This window comes from Iningainema tapete BLCC-T55, from assembly GCF_014698965.1.
Taxonomy (GTDB): Bacteria; Cyanobacteriota; Cyanobacteriia; order Cyanobacteriales; family Nostocaceae; genus Iningainema; species Iningainema tapete.
Genome location: NZ_JACXAE010000001.1, coordinates 1 through 17,430, shown reverse-complemented (window position 1 = coordinate 17,430; position 17,430 = coordinate 1). Strand labels below are relative to the sequence as shown.

General features: G+C 40.1%; 14 protein-coding genes. 4 read left to right on the top strand and 10 right to left on the bottom strand.

The genetic code is table 11. The features are described from left to right. Positions 1-9: 9 nt before the first annotated feature. Positions 10-261, bottom strand: coding sequence for a hypothetical protein (locus tag ICL16_RS00070; protein WP_190824862.1), 252 nt, complete (start codon positions 259-261; stop codon positions 10-12). Between the two features lie 482 nt (positions 262-743). Here ICL16_RS00070 and ICL16_RS00065 point away from each other — a divergent pair, with 482 nt between their 5' ends. Further along, the gene (locus ICL16_RS00065; RefSeq protein WP_190824861.1) at positions 744-1,274 is read left to right on the top strand and encodes an FHA domain-containing protein; all 531 of its coding nucleotides are present in this window, start codon (positions 744-746) and stop codon (positions 1,272-1,274) included. A 41-nt stretch (positions 1,275-1,315) separates the two neighbouring features. Here ICL16_RS00065 and ICL16_RS00060 read toward each other — a convergent pair whose 3' ends face one another. The 8 genes from ICL16_RS00060 to ICL16_RS00025 form a co-directional block, all read right to left on the bottom strand. Next, on the bottom strand, positions 1,316-2,344 hold the full coding sequence (locus ICL16_RS00060; RefSeq protein ID WP_238360512.1) for a WD40 repeat domain-containing protein: 1,029 nt from the start codon (positions 2,342-2,344) through the stop codon (positions 1,316-1,318). Positions 2,345-2,625: 281 nt separating this feature from the next. Next, on the bottom strand, positions 2,626-4,680 hold the full coding sequence (locus ICL16_RS00055; RefSeq protein ID WP_190824859.1) for a serine/threonine-protein kinase: 2,055 nt from the start codon (positions 4,678-4,680) through the stop codon (positions 2,626-2,628). 115 nt (positions 4,681-4,795) lie between these two features. Then, a complete protein-coding gene (locus ICL16_RS00050) occupies positions 4,796-5,824 on the bottom strand; it encodes a protein kinase domain-containing protein (protein WP_190824858.1) in 1,029 nt (342 codons plus the stop codon). A 123-nt stretch (positions 5,825-5,947) separates the two neighbouring features. Beyond that, positions 5,948-8,179 carry a glycoside hydrolase family 57 protein gene (locus tag ICL16_RS00045; RefSeq protein WP_190824857.1) on the bottom strand — a complete coding sequence of 744 codons (2,232 nt, stop codon included), beginning with the start codon at positions 8,177-8,179 and terminating at the stop codon, positions 5,948-5,950. 165 nt (positions 8,180-8,344) lie between these two features. Beyond that, positions 8,345-8,575, bottom strand: coding sequence for a NifU family protein (locus ICL16_RS00040; protein WP_190824856.1), 231 nt, complete (start codon positions 8,573-8,575; stop codon positions 8,345-8,347). A gap of 97 nt (positions 8,576-8,672) precedes the next feature. Next, positions 8,673-9,311 (bottom strand): DUF3386 domain-containing protein, encoded by a 639-nt coding sequence (locus tag ICL16_RS00035; protein WP_190824855.1) that lies wholly within the window; start codon positions 9,309-9,311, stop codon positions 8,673-8,675. 65 nt (positions 9,312-9,376) lie between these two features. After that, the gene (locus ICL16_RS00030) at positions 9,377-11,101 is read right to left on the bottom strand and encodes an ATP-binding protein (RefSeq protein ID WP_190824854.1); all 1,725 of its coding nucleotides are present in this window, start codon (positions 11,099-11,101) and stop codon (positions 9,377-9,379) included. A 152-nt stretch (positions 11,102-11,253) separates the two neighbouring features. Beyond that, positions 11,254-11,490, bottom strand: coding sequence for a hypothetical protein (locus ICL16_RS00025; RefSeq protein ID WP_190824853.1), 237 nt, complete (start codon positions 11,488-11,490; stop codon positions 11,254-11,256). A gap of 269 nt (positions 11,491-11,759) precedes the next feature. Here ICL16_RS00025 and lepA point away from each other — a divergent pair, with 269 nt between their 5' ends. Continuing rightward, entirely contained in the window at positions 11,760-13,571 is a 1,812-nt protein-coding gene (lepA, locus tag ICL16_RS00020) for a translation elongation factor 4 (RefSeq protein WP_190824852.1), read from the top strand. A 523-nt stretch (positions 13,572-14,094) separates the two neighbouring features. Continuing rightward, positions 14,095-14,391, top strand: a complete 297-nt coding sequence (locus tag ICL16_RS00015; RefSeq protein WP_190824879.1) for a hypothetical protein — start codon at positions 14,095-14,097, stop codon at positions 14,389-14,391. Positions 14,392-14,543: 152 nt separating this feature from the next. On the opposite strand, the gene menB is transcribed toward ICL16_RS00015, so the two are convergent. Next, positions 14,544-15,377, bottom strand: a complete 834-nt coding sequence (gene menB / locus ICL16_RS00010) for a 1,4-dihydroxy-2-naphthoyl-CoA synthase (protein ID WP_190824851.1) — start codon at positions 15,375-15,377, stop codon at positions 14,544-14,546. A gap of 98 nt (positions 15,378-15,475) precedes the next feature. Here menB and ICL16_RS00005 point away from each other — a divergent pair, with 98 nt between their 5' ends. Further along, positions 15,476-17,275 (top strand): KAP family NTPase, encoded by a 1,800-nt coding sequence (locus ICL16_RS00005; protein WP_190824850.1) that lies wholly within the window; start codon positions 15,476-15,478, stop codon positions 17,273-17,275. Positions 17,276-17,430 lie beyond the last annotated feature (155 nt).

The following is a 17,430-nucleotide window of genomic DNA, read 5'->3' as shown; positions in this document are numbered from 1 at the left end:
CACAAGCGTTTATAATGTACTTTCATGTTTTTGTTTTTCAATATCTGCCTTGCGTTCTCTATCTAGTTCTTCGCCAATTTTTACCCACTCTTGTCTATCTTCCAAAGAAATTGCAAATAACTCCTTCAGCTTTTGATGCCGTTCTTCTTCATTAATTAGTTGAGCATCTAGAATTTCAATTAATACTTCTTGAGCATCAGGAATGTTAAGCTCTTCTGATAATTCTATAGTTTTGCCACGTTTTATTCCTTTAATTTTCATTTTTCCTCCATAAGTGAGTAGAAAATTGTTCGTTTTATCCCTTGCACATTTTACCTTTTTACACTGACATTGGGCAAGTTTTAATAGTCTTGTCAAAACTACTGATGATTTCTCCTGCTCATCTGTTTTTTATGCTTTATTTTTTAAGTATAAAATATTACTTTAAATATTTCAGTAATAATAAACCGAACGATGTTACAAAACGTAAATATCCTTAAAACCCTAATTATAAAAAATGACAAAGGACAAAAGACGATCCTTACTATAGCAATCCTAAATCATTCGTGAGCAAACTAGAATCCCGCTTTCGCCAAGAAAGCGGGATTCTGAGGGTTTCGATGTTCGCAAATCAAATAGGATTGTGATTGTTAAATTTATTTGTGCCAAGCTAATTATACAGATAATACTATACAGATGATTTAAGTATTAAAATTAAGACAATAATCTGGATTAATTGAGAAATTGCTCTGCGAACACAAACCATGCACAATCCACACGAATTACAGAATACACAGACCAGTTTAGAGCTTTTTCATGTTCAAACTAATACTTCTTTTGAGCTACAATCGAATTTTACTATCATTCGTTTGGGTAAACCAAAAGATCAATTTATACCAGATATCAATGTGGCAAATTTACCAAATGCCGATTTTGTCTCTCGCCTTCATGCAGAAATTTATGTAAAATTAAATACTTATTATATTGTAGATTTAAGTAGTTCTAATGGTACGTATCTGAATAACATCAAGTTAGAGCCAAGAAAACCTTACCCACTGCAGTTCGGTGATAAAATAGACTTGGGTCATGGAAGTAAGGTAACGTTTTTATTTATACGTAAAGAAATTATAGTTCCAGAATTCGATACCCAACTGAATCATCCACCTACAGTAATTCAAATTGAACTTGTTCCTGTAAAACAAGGTCCTTTTGAATATCTGAATAAACTTTTCAGGTTACTCAGCAAAATCTGGAAAAATATTTGGCGATCGCTCAAGAAATTACTAAGATTTTAATCTTACCAAAATTTTTTAGCCTCCTGGGCGATTTACACAAATCATTCAGACATTCGCCAAATCTTGATGGTTTTGTCAAAACCACTACTCGCTAAAGTTTTCCCATCGGGGCTGAAGGCGACAGACCAAACTCGGCTAGCATGACCTTTGAGTGTGGAGATTTCTCTAGCTGTATTTAAATTCCACAGTTTTACACTTTTGTCCCAACTTGTACTAGCTAGGATGTTGCCATTAGGGCTATAAGCAATCGAGCCAATTCGATTAGTATGACCTGTGAGAGTAAGAATTTCTACTTTTGTTGATAGTTTCCACAGTTTAATCGTTTGATCCCAACTTCCACTAGCTAAAGTTTTCCCGTCTGGACTGAAAGCTAAGGAATTGACAGTATCAGAATGTCCGCTGAGAGTATCAATTTCTCTGCCTGTGGTTAAATTCCATAATTGGATGGAATGGTCAAAATAATTACTACTAGCAAGTGTATTTCCATCAGGACTGATAGCTATAGAGATTACTAAGTCCTCTTCTCCCTTCAGAGTACGAATCTCCTTTCCCATATCTACATTCCAAATTTTAACTGTCTGATCCCAGCTACCACTCGCTAAAGTTTTACCATCTGGACTCCATGCGATCGCTCCTACTGAGGCTAAATGTCCTTTCAAAGTGTGGATTGGTTGTCCCGTTGCTAGATTCCATAATTTGATTGTTTTATCAGTACTACTACTAGCAAGAGTCTGTCCATCTGGACTAATAGCTACTGAATTAACCCAGTCAGAATGACCTGTCAGAGTGCGGATTTCCAGTCCTGTGGAAAGATTCCACAATTTGATTGTTTTGTCACTACTAACACTAGCAAGAGTATTTCCGTCTGGGCTAATCGCGATCGCCAACACAGCATCAGAATGTCCCACAAGAGTGAAGGCAGGAGCAAAATTTATCCTGGGTGTTTTTGACGGCTGAGTGGCAGAAGAAGATACACTGCTTGTAGACAAAGATTGCAAGTACCATCCTCCCAACGCCATTAGAGTAAGTGCTGCAACCGTTACAGCGGTTCTTATTCTAGTATTCGACAAAGTAGACCGCATAGAAAAAACAATTTTATTTTCCGATCTTGTTACATTGATAAAAATAGAACATCTAACTTTTGTGTGAATAAAGTTAGTTACTAATAGACGCAAAACAATTCCGGACGTTTTCTCTAATTTTTAATGTATTTTTTTTACAATTTAATTAAATTTTTTTTTAATTAAATTATGTAACTATTATTTAATTTTTGAGATACATGTAGGCAGGGCGATGCCGCACCTACAGATACGTAGCATTAGGCGTTAACAGTAATGCACCAAAAATAACTCTAAAGAGATAAGTGCCAAATCTTAACAGTGTGATCTTCGCTACTACTAATTAAAGTAAAGCCATCAGGACTAAAACTGATAGATTGAACTGGGTAAGAATGACCTGTTAGTGTACGAATGAGTTTTCCTGTTGCTAAATCCCACAATTTAATTGTTTGATCAGAACTGCCACTAGCAAGAGTTTTTCCATCAGGGCTAATAGCAATAGATGTTACCTTGTCAGAATGTCCTATTAATGTGTTGAGGAGTTCCCCAGTTGCCAAATTCCACAGTTTAATTGTTTTGTCAAAACTAGCACTGGCAAGAATTTGTCCATTAGAACTAACAGTAACAAAGCTTACTTTATCCGAATGCCCTGTTAATGTACGAATATGTTGTCCAGTTGTTAAATTCCATAGTCTAATTGTTTGGTCAAAACTACCACTGGCAAGAGTTTTTCCATCAGGAGTAATAGCAACAGAGTGAACTGCAAATGAGTGTCCAAAAAGAGTACGAACTTGACCAGTTGTGAGATTCCACAGTTTAATAGTGTGATCATCATTACCAGTCGCCAGAACTTTACCATCCTTGCTCAAGGCAAAAGCATGAAACCTTGGAGAAATTTCTCTCAGGGAACGAATTTCTTGTCCAGTTCCCAGATTCCACAGTTTGATAGTTTTATCTTCACTACCACTCACCAAAGTTTGCCCATTTGAGCTAATAGCAAGGACATTAATTCTGCTATCGTGACCGTTGAATGTACATATTTCTTGTCCTGTGACTAGGCTCCACAATTTAATTGTGTTATCATTACCGCTGACAATAGTCTTGGCATCTGGACTGATGGCAATAGATACAGGTAAATTACGTCCCTTAATAGTGTTAGCTAAAGAGAACTCTTCTAGGGGAAACTTGGAAGAAAAACTGATGGGGCTATTTTTTATCGGAGTGGCTTGAGAAGTAACTTGTTTTAAATGACGTTGTTGATACCAATATTCTCCTGTACCTAATAACGCGATTGCACTACCTAATAAAATAAAATTTTTAACATTGACACGTCTTGATAAAGAGGGTGGCAAAGTTGATGGCACCACAGTAGATGATATAGTACTTACCACTGAGATTGGCAGTTGTGGCAGTGATGTTAAATCTCTCATTACCTCATCAGCAGATTGGTAGCGATGCTGGATACTTTTTTTCAGAAGTTTGTCAAGTATCTGAGCCAGTTCATTATCAACTGGGTTGCTCAAATATTGCCACCAACTTCCCACCCAACCATAGCCATTTTCCATCCAGAGATGATAAGGAGAAACTCCACTTAACAAATGAAAGCAGGTAGCACCTAAACTGAACAAATCACTGGCTGGGTAAGCTGCACCATCTCGTATTTGTTCAATGGGGGAATAACCATGAGAACCAATAGTCGTTCCTGTTTTCATTTGTACTTTTGCTGTTAACTGTTTTGCAGAGCCGAAATCAATCAAAACTAAATCTGAGTCTACTTCTTTTGAAAAGCGTGAAGATTTAGCCCCCTTTTTTAAGGGGGGTTGGGGGGTTCTGCGCATAATGTTTTGCGGCTTAATATCCCTGTGTATAATTCCACGCTCATGGATAAATTTAAGGACGGGTAATAAACTCTGCAAAAGTTCGACAATTTCTTTACTACTGTAAACTTTTTTTTGTTGCAACTCTTTTAATAAGTTTTGCCCATCAATAAACTGCTGTACTAAATATAAATAATTGTCTTGCTCAAAGAAAGCGTGGAGAGTAGGAATTTGGGGATGTTCTCCAAGTTTTTGTAGTTGTGTTGCCTCTTTTTTAAACAACTCTATTGCCTTACTCAGCACCCAATTTCCTTGAAACTTTGGTGCTAACTGTTTAATTACACAACGTTCATTTAGCTTATCTGTATCGGATGCTAAATAAGTTCTACCAAATCCACCTTCACTAGAAAGTACTCCAATGACACGAAAGCGGTTTCTCAGCAATGGTACAAGTGGATTACCACAGGTAGAACAATTATTTCCATGAGAATTTAAGGGACTGGGGCAATCAGGATTGAGACAGCATATCATCTAGATCATTTACTCTATAGCACGGTTGCGTAACAAATTATCCTCATACATAATAATTTCTTTTTTCAAAGAAATTATGCTCCCCATTATATAAAATTTCAAGGAAAAAAATGTTTTATTTGCGAGAATTTAACTTTTTTCTCCACTCTCTAATAGCATTTGCATTCCTAGCTACAGGTGATTCGTATTCTTGAACACTTATTTTTTTAGAGTTGTTATTGAGCTTTTGAGTGGTAAGACAATTAGTCAAACTAGGTAAATAAGATTCCATTTTCAAAGCCCATAGTACATCTTCAACAGACTTAAAACGTTCTTCTAAAGAAATGTGAAGCATTTTACTGAGAATACTGGCAAAATTTTCACTTATCTCTACTTCTTTTCGCCAACAAATCTCGCCTGTGTTGGGATCGCTATCAAATTCTAGAGGAGCTTTTTTGGTCAACAGATAAAGACATGTTACAGCGATCGCATAAATATCGCTAGCATAAACGGGACGTAGACAAAACTGTTCTGGGGGAGCAAAGCCCATTGTACCGACAAAGTTGGTGCTAGCAGTTTTTTCCGTTGGAGTTTGACTAGCTTTAACTAATTCGTCTTTGACTGCACCAAAATCAATTAGCACTAACCGCCCATCATCTTGACAGCGCAGCAAATTTTGGGGCTTAATGTCGCGATGAATCACACGATTTTGATGAACATACTGCAATACTGACAGCAGTTCTCGTAAAAACTGTTTCACCTCGCCTTCGCTTTTCGTTCCGGTTCGCCTGATTTCTTGTGCTAAAGTTAAACCCTTGACATATTCTTGGACTAAATAAAAGTCTCCCTTGACTTCAAAGTAGTCCAAAAGCATAGGAATTTGAGAGTGATTACCCAATTGAGCTAAAGTTTTTGCCTCTTTCTCAAAGCGTGAGCAGGCGCGTTCCCAGCTTTTGGGATTAGTAGCCTTTGGGCAAAGCTGTTTAATCACACATAAAGGATTTCCCGGCAGTATCATATCTCTGGCTAAAAATGTGACTCCAAAACCTCCTCTGCCCAAAATCTGCAGTACATTATATCTTCCCTGAAATAGTTGTCCAGAAGATATTTGCTCAAACTTAGTTTGTCCTGGCATCTTTGGGTGAGTTGAGTTGGAAAGGTTCATCAGATCACATTTAGACCTTAGTAATATTATGTTTCCAATTTAACTACAAACAGATTTTTAGGCTAGTACTGTTACGGAATATTTGCAAAATCCTCTACAGACGCCCCGCCGGGGCGTCTGTACCTAAGGAACCTCAATAGGAATCAAAGCATTTTCCGGTAGGTAATTACAGAAACGCCCTTCATCAGCAAGTACCAAAATCAAGCGGAGGGAATAATCTGGCGGAACTTGTAAATCTGCCCAAGGCACAGCTAACTCTAAACAATTATCTAAAGCTACTTGAGCACGACTAACACGGGGAAACCATTGGTAATGTTCCCCAGCTTCGCGGAATTGAATCGATTGTGTGAGCAAATTAATCTCGAGCTGGTGATGGAACATATAATTCATTGGTGCTGTATCTGGCACTTCTGCCAAAGGAACAGGGCTGTTGTGCATTGTCTTGTCTGGGTAAAACCACAGCAAATTTAGTTCTGGTGGTAAATCCCGCCCTGGTTGAACTCCTGTTTTCAAATCTACCCGAAGATAAAAATTGAGGTGATCCACTCCGTACCACAGTCGTTGGATGGCACTACTACTATGCATTGTTCCTCTAGCACCACCTACTTCTAAGCGTCCGGCTTTATCCCAATCTTGTTCATCACCTTTACCATCAATTACCGGATGAATAAAGCTTTGTGGTCGATAATCTGCTTTTACTTCATGAGCTTCTACGGGTTGTCGGATATAAGGTGGAACTGGTTCATTCAATGCCCGATATATACCATATAAATGTTCGCGGAACAACTGGTCGAAGATGGCATCTTGATTGGAAGAATGTCCTTCACCAAACCACCAAAACCAGTCCGAACCTTCTGCTGCATACAATGCTTCCCAAGCTTGCGGATTGTTTTCTTCAGTTGCTTCTGGATGAGACGCTAATACTTCCCTGGCTTTTGTCAAGTAGTCCCAAGCACGATTTTTTGCCGGATCGCCAATCCAGGTGGTGAAGCTTCCATCTACCCAAGAACCGCTGTGGAGTTGTTCTCCGGGAATTGTTGCTGTAGCTGGAAACTGTTCGAGAAATTCTGAGACTGTGACAAGTTTTAGGTGCGGTTCTAACTCTAGGGTTTGATATAAAGCTTCTAAAAAGGGTTTACCATCTTGGGGATAAAATTCCCAGCAATTCTCTCCATCTAAAGCGATGGTTACTAACCAAGGTTGTTCGGGATCTTGGTTGCGCTGCATCCGTTGAATCGCCTGTAAGTGTCCGACTAAATCTGCTGCTGCTTTTTTTGCAGGCATGGAACTGTAGGTAAAACCGATTAAGTCTGATAATCTATGATCGCGAAATACGATCGCCAAATCACCTGAATCAGTTTGCAACCGATATGGTTTGTACAGTACCTCTGGTTCTTGGACATTCCCTGCTCCATCGCGATGAAAAAAGTGTTTCAGCGTCCATCCCAACACTGCTTCATCTGAGCAAATCCACTTAAATCCTTGTTTGATAATATACGGTAGTATCTCTGGACTAACTGACTGTTCTGATGGCCATAAACCTCGTGGTGTTTGCCCAAATCTATCTATATATAAATCCCATGCTTTTTGTAAATGCCGGGGAATATCTTCTGCCCACTGAAATCTGTGCTGAGGCAATGTCATATTTGGTACAGCTACTCTTCCGGAATTAGTATCTGCAAGTAAAGGTAAAATTGGGTGAGTGTAGGGCGTGGTTGTCACCTCAAGTTGCCCTGTTTGCTGCATTTTCCGGTGTTGTGGGATGATTTTACTGATGATTTCTCTTTGTTTAGAGTAAATGCGCTGGCGATCGCTCAAAGTAAAATTTTTCCCCTGCTGTAACCATGTAGCAATTTCCGGATCATCCCAAAACAGGGGATCAATCCATGCCAAATTGTGCCAAGCTAGTAAATCGCTGTAATCTTGCAATTGCCAAGAATCCAAACACCAAGCGTGTCCTTTCTCCTGTCGCTGTTGGTACAACTGAGCATAACGAGGGTGGGGATCGATCAAAGTGTGGTGATTGGCATCAAAAAAGTGTTGTATGATGAATTCGCGCTGCGCTCTGGTCAGTTGTTCTGTTGGTGTTAAAGTAACTTCCAAGTAAGGATCAAAAGCCGTACCAGCAACGTAATCTTCTAACTGCAATATCAACGATGGAACCAAATTAACCGTTTGGTGTAACTTCGGATACCGTTCTAAAAGCAGGATTAAATCCAGATAATCTTTGGTACCATGCAATCTTACCCAAGGTAAACGGTACTGCTGAGACTTTAATTCAGAAGTGGGGCTAGGAGATTTGTAGAGTGGCTGATGTTGATGCCATATGAAGGCGACGTATAAAGGATGAGGCATAGATGTAATTGGGGAATGGGGAATGGGGGATTGCTGATTGTGAGCCAGCGCTGCAGGCGGGTTTCCCGCCGTAGGCGACTGGCGAACCCGAAGGGTTAATTGTTATTAGCCATTAGCCATTAACCATTAACCATTATCCCTTCCCGATGCCCTATTCCCTAGTTCTTAGATAACTTGTTCAACTTCGGCAATTTCTGGAATCATTTCCCGTAAGCGACGCTCAAGTCCCATTCTTAAAGTCATTGTGGAACTAGGGCAAGAACCACAAGCACCTTGCAAACGTAATTTGACAACAGGACCATCTAGTTCTACCAGTTCCACATTACCACCATCAGACATGAGGTAAGGACGCATTTCATCCAAAACTGTCTCGACATTCTGCGCTGTTAGTTCCATAGGTTCCTCTTTGGGCTAGAAAACTTTTATTTTCAACTTTTATTAACTCGATCCTAGACTAATTACCCCGTTCTTGATTCTGACTTTTGACAAATGGTTAAACAGTGGCTGGTTCTAGTAACCTAATATTAAAGTAGCTAAACTCAGTTGTGTTAGGGGTGTCATTTTGATACTCTCGTAGAACCTGCTTACTCACCACGTAATAGTCACCCACTTTTTCATAAGTATCTTCAAATTTAATGATACTAGTAACCTCATTAGTTTTTGCGTTGTGGAAGACAGCATCGTAGCGAGTTGCAACGTAGCCAGAACCAGTATCCATGATTTCGTGAGTATCAATTACAAACGCCATACGACCCATTACTCGACGTACTTGACAAATTAACGTGTCTCGGATTTTATAATTAGAACCCATTGAGTCACCCTTGACTTGAATTTCTACTGCTCCAGTGTCATCTGTTGCTAATACGGTAAACTCTAAGTTGCCATGAGACTGCTCAAAAGGAATGCGTTGACGATGGGTTATGATATCTCGTAACTGAGTATAAATACCTTCATGTACTTGTTCATCTCCAACACCGGAAACCTCTACACTCAAATCACGGTTAATACGAATTTTTCCTCTATAAACTTCTGTACCTTGCACCAGTTGCACATCTGCACTATAACCGGGAAAGTTTTCATCCCAAGTGTAACGACTTTCGTAAGCGGTTTGGAATAACTCGCGTGCTGTCATACAATCACTTTGAGTTCACTTTTCCTAGTTTAGTCCACAGTAGGGGCAAAGGCATTGCCATACCCCTACTCAGGGCAATTAGTTTCTGAAGTTGAAACCATAACTGGTTGTTGATAAAGTGGTACGGTGAAGGTGACTGTTGAACCGAGTCCTTCACCCAAACTGTAAAAATTAACTTCTCCGCCCATTGCTTCTACTAGTTTTTGGGATATAGCCAATCCTAAGCCCGTACCGCCATACTGGCGAGTGCGAGAACTATCGACTTGAGAGAACAATTGAAACAATTTGTCTTGTTTGTCTAGGGAAACACCAATGCCAGTGTCAGCAACACGTACTCTCACCATACCAGGAAATTGCTGGTCTTGAAATATTACTTTCTTGCGTACCACATCAGCAGTGACGGTTACCCCGCCTTCGTGAGTAAATTTAATTGCATTACCAAGTAGATTCAGCATCACTTGCTTTAGGCGTTGGTAGTCACCGTAGATCATGATTTCATCACAAGTATCAGGCATTTGCATCCCAAAGCTGAGATTTCTTTGTTCTGCCTGAATGCGCATGAAATTTTCCACATCACTAAATAGCTCATCCAGTTTTATGGAGCGCAACTCTAGCTCCATTTTGTCAGCTTCAATTCTGGCGATATCTAAAATGTCATTAATAATGTCAAGTAGATATAGTGAAGATTTGTGAGCTTCTTGAAGAAATTGTGTTTGTTCTTCTGGATCGTCTGCCATTCCCTCCAAAATCAGCTTTAAAAAGCCGATAATGCCGTTAAGTGGCGTGCGGAGTTCATGAGTGACGTTGGCAAGAAACTCACGAATACGACGGGTTGCTTCTTCAGCTTGTTGACTTGCTGCTTCTAGTTCTCTATAGAGAGTAGCATGAGCTATGGCTGTTCCTAGCTGATCTGCTACATCTTTTGCTAGTTCTAGTTCATCTGCTGTAATTCCAGCACATTGGTTAGAGATAGTAACACAGATCAATCCATTGGGTTGATCTTGGTAACAAGTAGCAACCAACAACATTCTCTGCTGCTCAAATTGAGGCAGTTGAGGGTTTTCGACTACAATTGGTTCTAAGGTTGACAATGCACAGCTAAAACCAGGCACTTGAGCTAGATCGATTTCTAAGCCAAGCATTGAGTCAACTACTGTTGGACGATGATACTCTGCTATCACCTGCACTTTTGTGCTAGCGGGTTGATAAGGACAGATAATACAACGCTCTATTTCTAAAGCTTGCCCCAAAGAATCTACTGTTTGTTGCCAGATAATATCTAGGTCTAGTGTACGTCTAATATTTCTGGTAATTTGGTTAACTAGTTTCTGGTGTTGCTGCGATCGCAAAGCTAGCTGCTGTTGTGTCGGTTGAGGAGCAGCTACCTTTTTTGACGATTCACTTTCGACTTGCAGCAGCCTTCCCATCACCAAAACTGTTGTTGCAGCACTCCCCAATCTCGGTAGAATTGGAGTAATAGTTAAATCCCATTCATACAAATGGCGATGATAGCTAAACCAGCACTGATACCTTTGTGGTGTGAGATTTTTTAAAATTCGCTGCAAAAATTCCAAGTATCCAATTTTGTCTACTGGAGCAAAGGTTTCCTGGCTTGCTTCAATTACTATTTCCTCAGATTTTTGCCAATAAAACGTTAGGTAACGCCCTGTCGCATCTTGTGTGTACACCAACTCGGCTCCTATCTTTGCCAAGGAGCCATTAGTGTTACTGGTAATCGCTTCCTGATTCTTTGATAAATTTGGCAGTTGGGAATTAGCAGTAATACTCATGTCTCGAGTTGGATAAATAAATAGCGACTAAAAAATCTTTGCTTGAGCTGCATCAAGTTTGGCATAAATTCTTACAGCCTTAGCAATCTTATTCAGGAATTATTGGCATTTTTTGGTTATTTTCAGGTTAATGAGAAAAAATTTAACAATTCTTAATCATTCCATTCACCCCGAGGCGGTAAAGGTTTGCGATAAGGTGTGCGCGTCAATTCGTCATCTCTTGGGGTGTCACCTCTCAACCATTGACGAATCGCTACCTCGATCACTTTACTAGGGTCATTAGTTAAATGCTGAATTTGTTCTAGCAATTCCGCATCCAAACGAACGGCAATTTCTACCTTATCGGGTTGTCTTAGCTCCGCTTCGGTAGCTTTCTCTTTCATATTCATATGGTAATATACTCAGAAACGTTTTGGACAAAGGCTTTGTTAAGTGGCTTGACTCACACAACCGGGCTGCCATAGACAAACCACATATGGTGTCTGTAATACCACTTCTTGATGTTATTGTACGCCTCTATTGCACGAATACCAGCAGCCATTGTTTTATATCATTTACTCCTTCACTCTCCCACTCCCTACTCTGGCAAATAAAGCATTAAAATACGTTAAGTATATTGTTTTTTTCATCTTGACGGCTGAATACAGCAAAAAAGTATATGACTGACGTTCCCGCAGCTCGCATTCGCAATTTTTGTATTATTGCTCACATTGACCACGGGAAATCCACTCTCGCTGACCGCTTGCTGCAAGTCACTGGTACAGTAGAGCAGCGGCAGATGAAGGAACAGTTTCTCGACAACATGGATCTGGAACGGGAGCGAGGTATTACTATTAAGCTACAAGCTGCCCGAATGAATTATACGGCAAAAAATGGGCAACAATATGTACTTAATTTAATAGATACTCCAGGGCATGTGGATTTTTCGTATGAGGTATCCCGTAGTCTTGCCGCTTGTGAAGGCGCATTATTGGTAGTAGACGCCTCTCAAGGTGTAGAAGCACAAACCTTGGCAAATGTATATTTAGCTTTAGAGCATAATCTAGAAATTATCCCGGTTCTGAATAAAATTGATTTGCCAGGGGCAGAGCCCGATAGAGTGGTTGGCGAAATCGAAGAAATTATTGGTTTAGATTGTAGTGGCGCAATTTTGGCTTCGGCTAAAGAAGGGATTGGGATTGACGAAATTTTAGAATCAATTGTAGAGCGTGTACCACCGCCACGTAATACGGTAAGTGAGCCATTACGAGCGTTAATTTTTGACAGTTACTATGATAGTTACCGGGGAGTGATTGTGTATTTCCGGGTGATGGATGGGACTGTAAAAAAAGGCGATCGCGTCTACTTGATGGCGTCTGGTAAAGAATACGAAATTGACGAATTAGGCGTACTTTCACCGACCCAAAAGCAAGTAGACGAACTGCACGCCGGAGAAGTAGGCTATTTATCAGCGGCAATTAGAGCTGTAGCTGATGCTAGGGTAGGAGACACAATTACCCTAACTGCCAAAAAAGCAGCAGAACCTTTACCTGGTTACACCGAAGCAAACCCGATGGTTTTTTGCGGGATGTTCCCCATTGATGCCGATCAATTTGAAGACTTACGGGAAGCCTTAGAAAAGCTTAGACTCAACGATGCAGCCCTACATTATGAACCCGAAACTTCCAGCGCTATGGGCTTTGGCTTCCGTTGTGGCTTCTTAGGTTTGCTACACATGGAAATTGTCCAAGAACGTTTGGAACGTGAGTACAATTTAGATTTAATTATTACAGCCCCATCAGTAGTTTACCAGGTAACAACCAACAAAGGTGAGGTACTCTACATTGACAACCCCAGCCACTTACCTTCTCCTAATGATCGCGAAAAAATAGAAGAACCCTATGTTCAGGTAGATATGATTACGCCGGAAACTTATGTCGGCACTTTAATGGAGTTGGCGCAAAATCGGCGGGGTGTGTTTAAGGACATGAAATATCTCACCCAAGGACGCACTACACTTACTTATGAGTTACCACTGGCAGAAGTTGTCACCGACTTTTTCGATCAGATGAAGTCGCGATCGCGAGGTTATGCCAGTATGGAATATCACCTAATTGGCTACCGAGAAAATCCCCTAGTTAAGCTAGATATCATGATCAATGGCGATCCAGTCGATTCTTTGGCAATGATAGTCCACCGGGATAAAGCATACAACGTTGGGCGATCGATGGCAGAAAAACTCAAAGAACTGATTCCCCGTCATCAATTCAAAGTACCAATTCAAGCCTCCATTGGTAGCAAAGTCATCGCCAGCGAACATATACCCGCATTACGTAAAGACGTACTTGCCAAGTGCTACGGCGGTGACATTAGCCGTAAGAAGAAACTGTTGCAGAAACAAGCAAAAGGTAAAAAGCGGATGAAATCAGTAGGTACAGTAGATGTTCCCCAAGAAGCATTTATGGCAGTACTCCGCTTAGATCAAGAATAAATTATATTATCATCGTAGAGACGCCCCGGTGGGGCGTCTCTCCACCAGTATCCAACAAACATTTTTTGAAACAGTAGAGTTAACCAGATCCCCGAATTCTTAAAGAAGTCGGGGATCTTATTGTATGACTTCATCCCTCTGTAGGTAGAAGTATTATACGTGTTTGGTATTTTTACATATTACCTTTTTGATCTTAACTCAGCCCACTGATACAGCCGAGTCAGCATTTAAAGCTGTTTCTTAAGGTTGAAGTTGAGATGATATTTGAATCGATATATTGAGCATAAGCGTTGATCCCCAATGTTTTTTAATCAAAGGTAATTATGCTTAAACCTCAATTACATTTGTATCACATTGTTAACAAAACAATTGCCAAATATAACACAAAGCTAAAGAGATTATAAAGTTAACTTTTTCCTTGGGATCGCTAAAACATATATAAAATCAAGGTTTTTGCGTTGATCCCGTATTTCTAAGTAGAAGCACAATGAAAGATGAAAACCAGCCTGAAACGGCAATCAATATGAAACACATTAAATCGTTAACTTCTGCCTGTAGATATTGTCGTTATTACCAGCCAGAGGGACGTCGTGGAGGGGTTTGCCAACAACTGGGAGCGCCAGTACAAGCAAATTGGAAAGCTTGCTCATTGGCACTTCCACCATTTGCACCCTCATGGGAAAGTTTGGAAGATGTTTGGAGTTTGCCCGATGCAACACCGCTAGCAGTTTCAGGTTTAAATAAACCCGCACTAGCTACTTTTGAGCAAACACCTGCTTGCTCTTCCCAACAACAGGAACTTCAGGTTTTAACAAAATAGTTCTATGTAAAAACAGAAAAATATAAATCGCCCAAACACTATTTTGGTGTGATTCTCAGCAATGTCAATACCAAATATAGCAATCCTCAATTGAGAAACCCGGTTTCTCCAAGAAACCGGGTTTCTGAGCGCTTTATAAACCAAATAAGATTCTATGGCAGCCAAGGAAAAGAGCGAAAATTAGGTGGACGCTTTTCTAAAAACGCCTGTTTTCCTTCCGCTCCTTCTTGTGTCATGTAATAAAGTAAAGTTGCATTTCCAGCAAGTTCTTGTAAACCAACTTGTCCGTCACAGTCAGCGTTAAATGCAGCTTTTAAACAGCGAATGGCAATGGGACTTTTTTCTAAAATTTCTTGCGCCCAACTGATACCTTCTGCTTCTAGTTGTTCCACTGGAACAACACTATTAACTAAGCCCATTTCTAAAGCTTGTTGAGCATTATACTGGCGACAAAGAAACCAAATTTCTCGTGCCTTTTTCTGTCCAACAATGCGGGCAAGATAACTAGCACCAAATCCACCATCGAAACTACCCACTTTGGGACCAGTTTGTCCGAAAATGGCATTATCGGCGGCAATTGTAAGGTCACAAATTAAGTGTAAGACGTGTCCACCACCGATCGCATACCCAGCCACAAGCGCAATTACAACTTTTGGAATAGAACGAATTAGACGTTGTAAATCCAGCACATTCAAGCGAGGGACACCATCATCGTCCACATAACCCGCGTGTCCCCTTACACTTTGATCGCCTCCGGAGCAGAAGGCATATTTCCCATCAGTATGTGGTCCAGATCCAGTAAATAATACAACACCTATTGTAGGATCTTCACGAGCATCACAGAAAGCATCATACAGTTCAAATACAGTTTTGGGACGAAAAGCATTGCGTTTGTGGGGACGGTTGATAGTGATTTTGGCAATACCATCAGCTTTGTGATACAAAATATCTTCGTAAGTTTTCGCAGTTTGCCAGTCAATTTGCATAGTGATGAAATTTTCAAATGTCAGAATTCTATCGTAAGGAAGGCAATGTCTAACCTAGTAGCTGTGCCAAGATTGCGGTATGAGTGTGGAAATTCCCGATGGCAAAGACAGAAACTACAGAAACTACAGAAGAAACTACAGAAATTAATCAAATAGCACCAGACAATCCCTTAGTTGAGCCGCAACAGGATCGACTGGGATATGCACCCTTTGCCCAGCATCTGGCGGAGAGTATTTGCAACATGAGCGTTGCTGAAGGGTTCGTAATGGCAGTGTACGGTTCTTGGGGTTCAGGCAAATCCACACTAATGAACTTTATAGTTCATTATCTAAAACAAAAGCCAGAAGAAGAGCAACCAATTGTTGTTCCCTTCAATCCCTGGTTGTTTTCTGGATACCAAGATATCACGCGGCGCTTTTTTGACCAATTACAAAATGTTCTTACCAAAGAAACATATGTGTCGAAAGGCATTAGAGAGAGAATATCTGATTTTGCTAAAGTTGTTGCGGAAATTCCTCTGCCTTACGCTCAAGTTGGCAGGGCAGTAGCAACAGCATTTGATGATAAACAAAAGGAAGCTTCTGAGTTAAAAGAAGAAGTCGAAGTTACATTAACTCGGCAGGATAGGAGAATATTAGTAGCAATTGACGACATTGATAGACTTGATGCTGATGATATCAAGCAGCTATTTCGCCTCCTCAAAGCAATTCCGAATTTTACTAACGTTGTCTATCTCTTAGTTTTTGATCAACAAGCAGTCTTCAAAGCACTTAAAGACGTTCAGGGGGAATCAGCAGAAGCCTACCTTGACAAAATTGTTCAAGTTGCTTTTAAGTTACCTAAGCCAGATAAAACCTCAATACGCCGACTACTTTTTGAAAAGCTTAATAGTGTACTTGCTGACACACCCAAAGAGTTATTTGAGCCAACCTACTGGGGTAATGTTTACTTTCAAGGCATAGATCACTTTATCACTAACCTCCGCGACATGGTTCGCTTGACTAACACTTTAACAGCTATATATCCAGTCGTAAAAGGGGAAGTAAACCCAGTTGATTTTATTGCTATTGAATCACTGCGAGTCTTTTGCCCAATGGTATATGACATCATTCGCAAAAACAAAAATGCTTTTGTTGGAGAAGAAAATTCCTCACTTGATGAACTGCAAAATATGCATAACTCTTGGCTTGCTTTACTTCCAGAACAAGATAAAGAGCCAGTTAAAAAGCTGCTCATGAACCTTTTCCCTAAATTAGAATTTGTCTGGGCTAATAGTTCATATAAAAAATCACAAGAGTCTAGATGGTGTAGGCAACTGCGTGTATGCTGTGATGAAATATTTCCTATTTACTTCCGCTTAACTTTATCAGAAAGTAAATTATCAGATAATGAAATACAAGCTATCCTGGCTTCAGCTAATGATGCTAAGGCATTTGGTGAAAAACTTATAGAACTTGCTAATCAAATACGTCCTGACGGTACAACACAAGTAAGAGCATTTTTGGAAAGACTGGAAAATTTCACGGAAAAAGAAATTCCTCCTCAAAGTATTCCGTCCATTGTTACAGCTTTGTTTGATGTAGGTGAACAACTGTTACGTCCTGAAGATGAACCTACCACAATGTTTGATTTTGGGAATGAAATCCGAATCAGTCGCATCGTTTCACAGTTGTTGCATCGGCTAGAAGAACCAGTAAGGTTTGAGGTGTTGAAAACGGCTGTATCTCAAGGTAAAGCGTTCTCAATAATTGAGAGTGAAGTAGCAACTTTGGCGGCTCTTCAAGATAAAAATAATTCAGATAAGTCTCTTCCAGAAGAGGAATGGCTGATTAGTTTAGAACATTTGCAAGAACTTAAAGAAATTGTCGCTAAAAGGCAGCAGGATAAAAGGCTCTGACGATCATGAGGAAGCCAAAAACTAAAGTTTTTGGCTAATAGCTCAAGTCGGTTCAAACCGACTATAAAGGTTACTTGTTCAATACCGTTGCCAATTTACGAGGGTTCAACGCCCGTAGAAACAGGATGAATACGTCCTAAAGAAGTAAGCTTGGC

Coding starts and splice junctions, on each gene's coding strand:
- ICL16_RS00070 (WP_190824862.1), bottom strand. CDS start 261: ATGAAAATTAAAGGAATAAAACGTGGCAAAACTATAGAATTATCAGAA.
- ICL16_RS00065 (WP_190824861.1), top strand. CDS start 744: ATGCACAATCCACACGAATTACAGAATACACAGACCAGTTTAGAGCTT.
- ICL16_RS00055 (WP_190824859.1), bottom strand. CDS start 4,680: ATGATATGCTGTCTCAATCCTGATTGCCCCAGTCCCTTAAATTCTCAT.
- ICL16_RS00050 (WP_190824858.1), bottom strand. CDS start 5,824: ATGAACCTTTCCAACTCAACTCACCCAAAGATGCCAGGACAAACTAAG.
- ICL16_RS00045 (WP_190824857.1), bottom strand. CDS start 8,179: ATGCCTCATCCTTTATACGTCGCCTTCATATGGCATCAACATCAGCCA.
- ICL16_RS00040 (WP_190824856.1), bottom strand. CDS start 8,575: ATGGAACTAACAGCGCAGAATGTCGAGACAGTTTTGGATGAAATGCGT.
- ICL16_RS00035 (WP_190824855.1), bottom strand. CDS start 9,311: ATGACAGCACGCGAGTTATTCCAAACCGCTTACGAAAGTCGTTACACT.
- ICL16_RS00030 (WP_190824854.1), bottom strand. CDS start 11,101: ATGAGTATTACTGCTAATTCCCAACTGCCAAATTTATCAAAGAATCAG.
- ICL16_RS00025 (WP_190824853.1), bottom strand. CDS start 11,490: ATGAATATGAAAGAGAAAGCTACCGAAGCGGAGCTAAGACAACCCGAT.
- lepA (WP_190824852.1), top strand. CDS start 11,760: ATGACTGACGTTCCCGCAGCTCGCATTCGCAATTTTTGTATTATTGCT.
- ICL16_RS00015 (WP_190824879.1), top strand. CDS start 14,095: ATGAAACACATTAAATCGTTAACTTCTGCCTGTAGATATTGTCGTTAT.
- menB (WP_190824851.1), bottom strand. CDS start 15,377: ATGCAAATTGACTGGCAAACTGCGAAAACTTACGAAGATATTTTGTAT.
- ICL16_RS00005 (WP_190824850.1), top strand. CDS start 15,476: ATGGCAAAGACAGAAACTACAGAAACTACAGAAGAAACTACAGAAATT.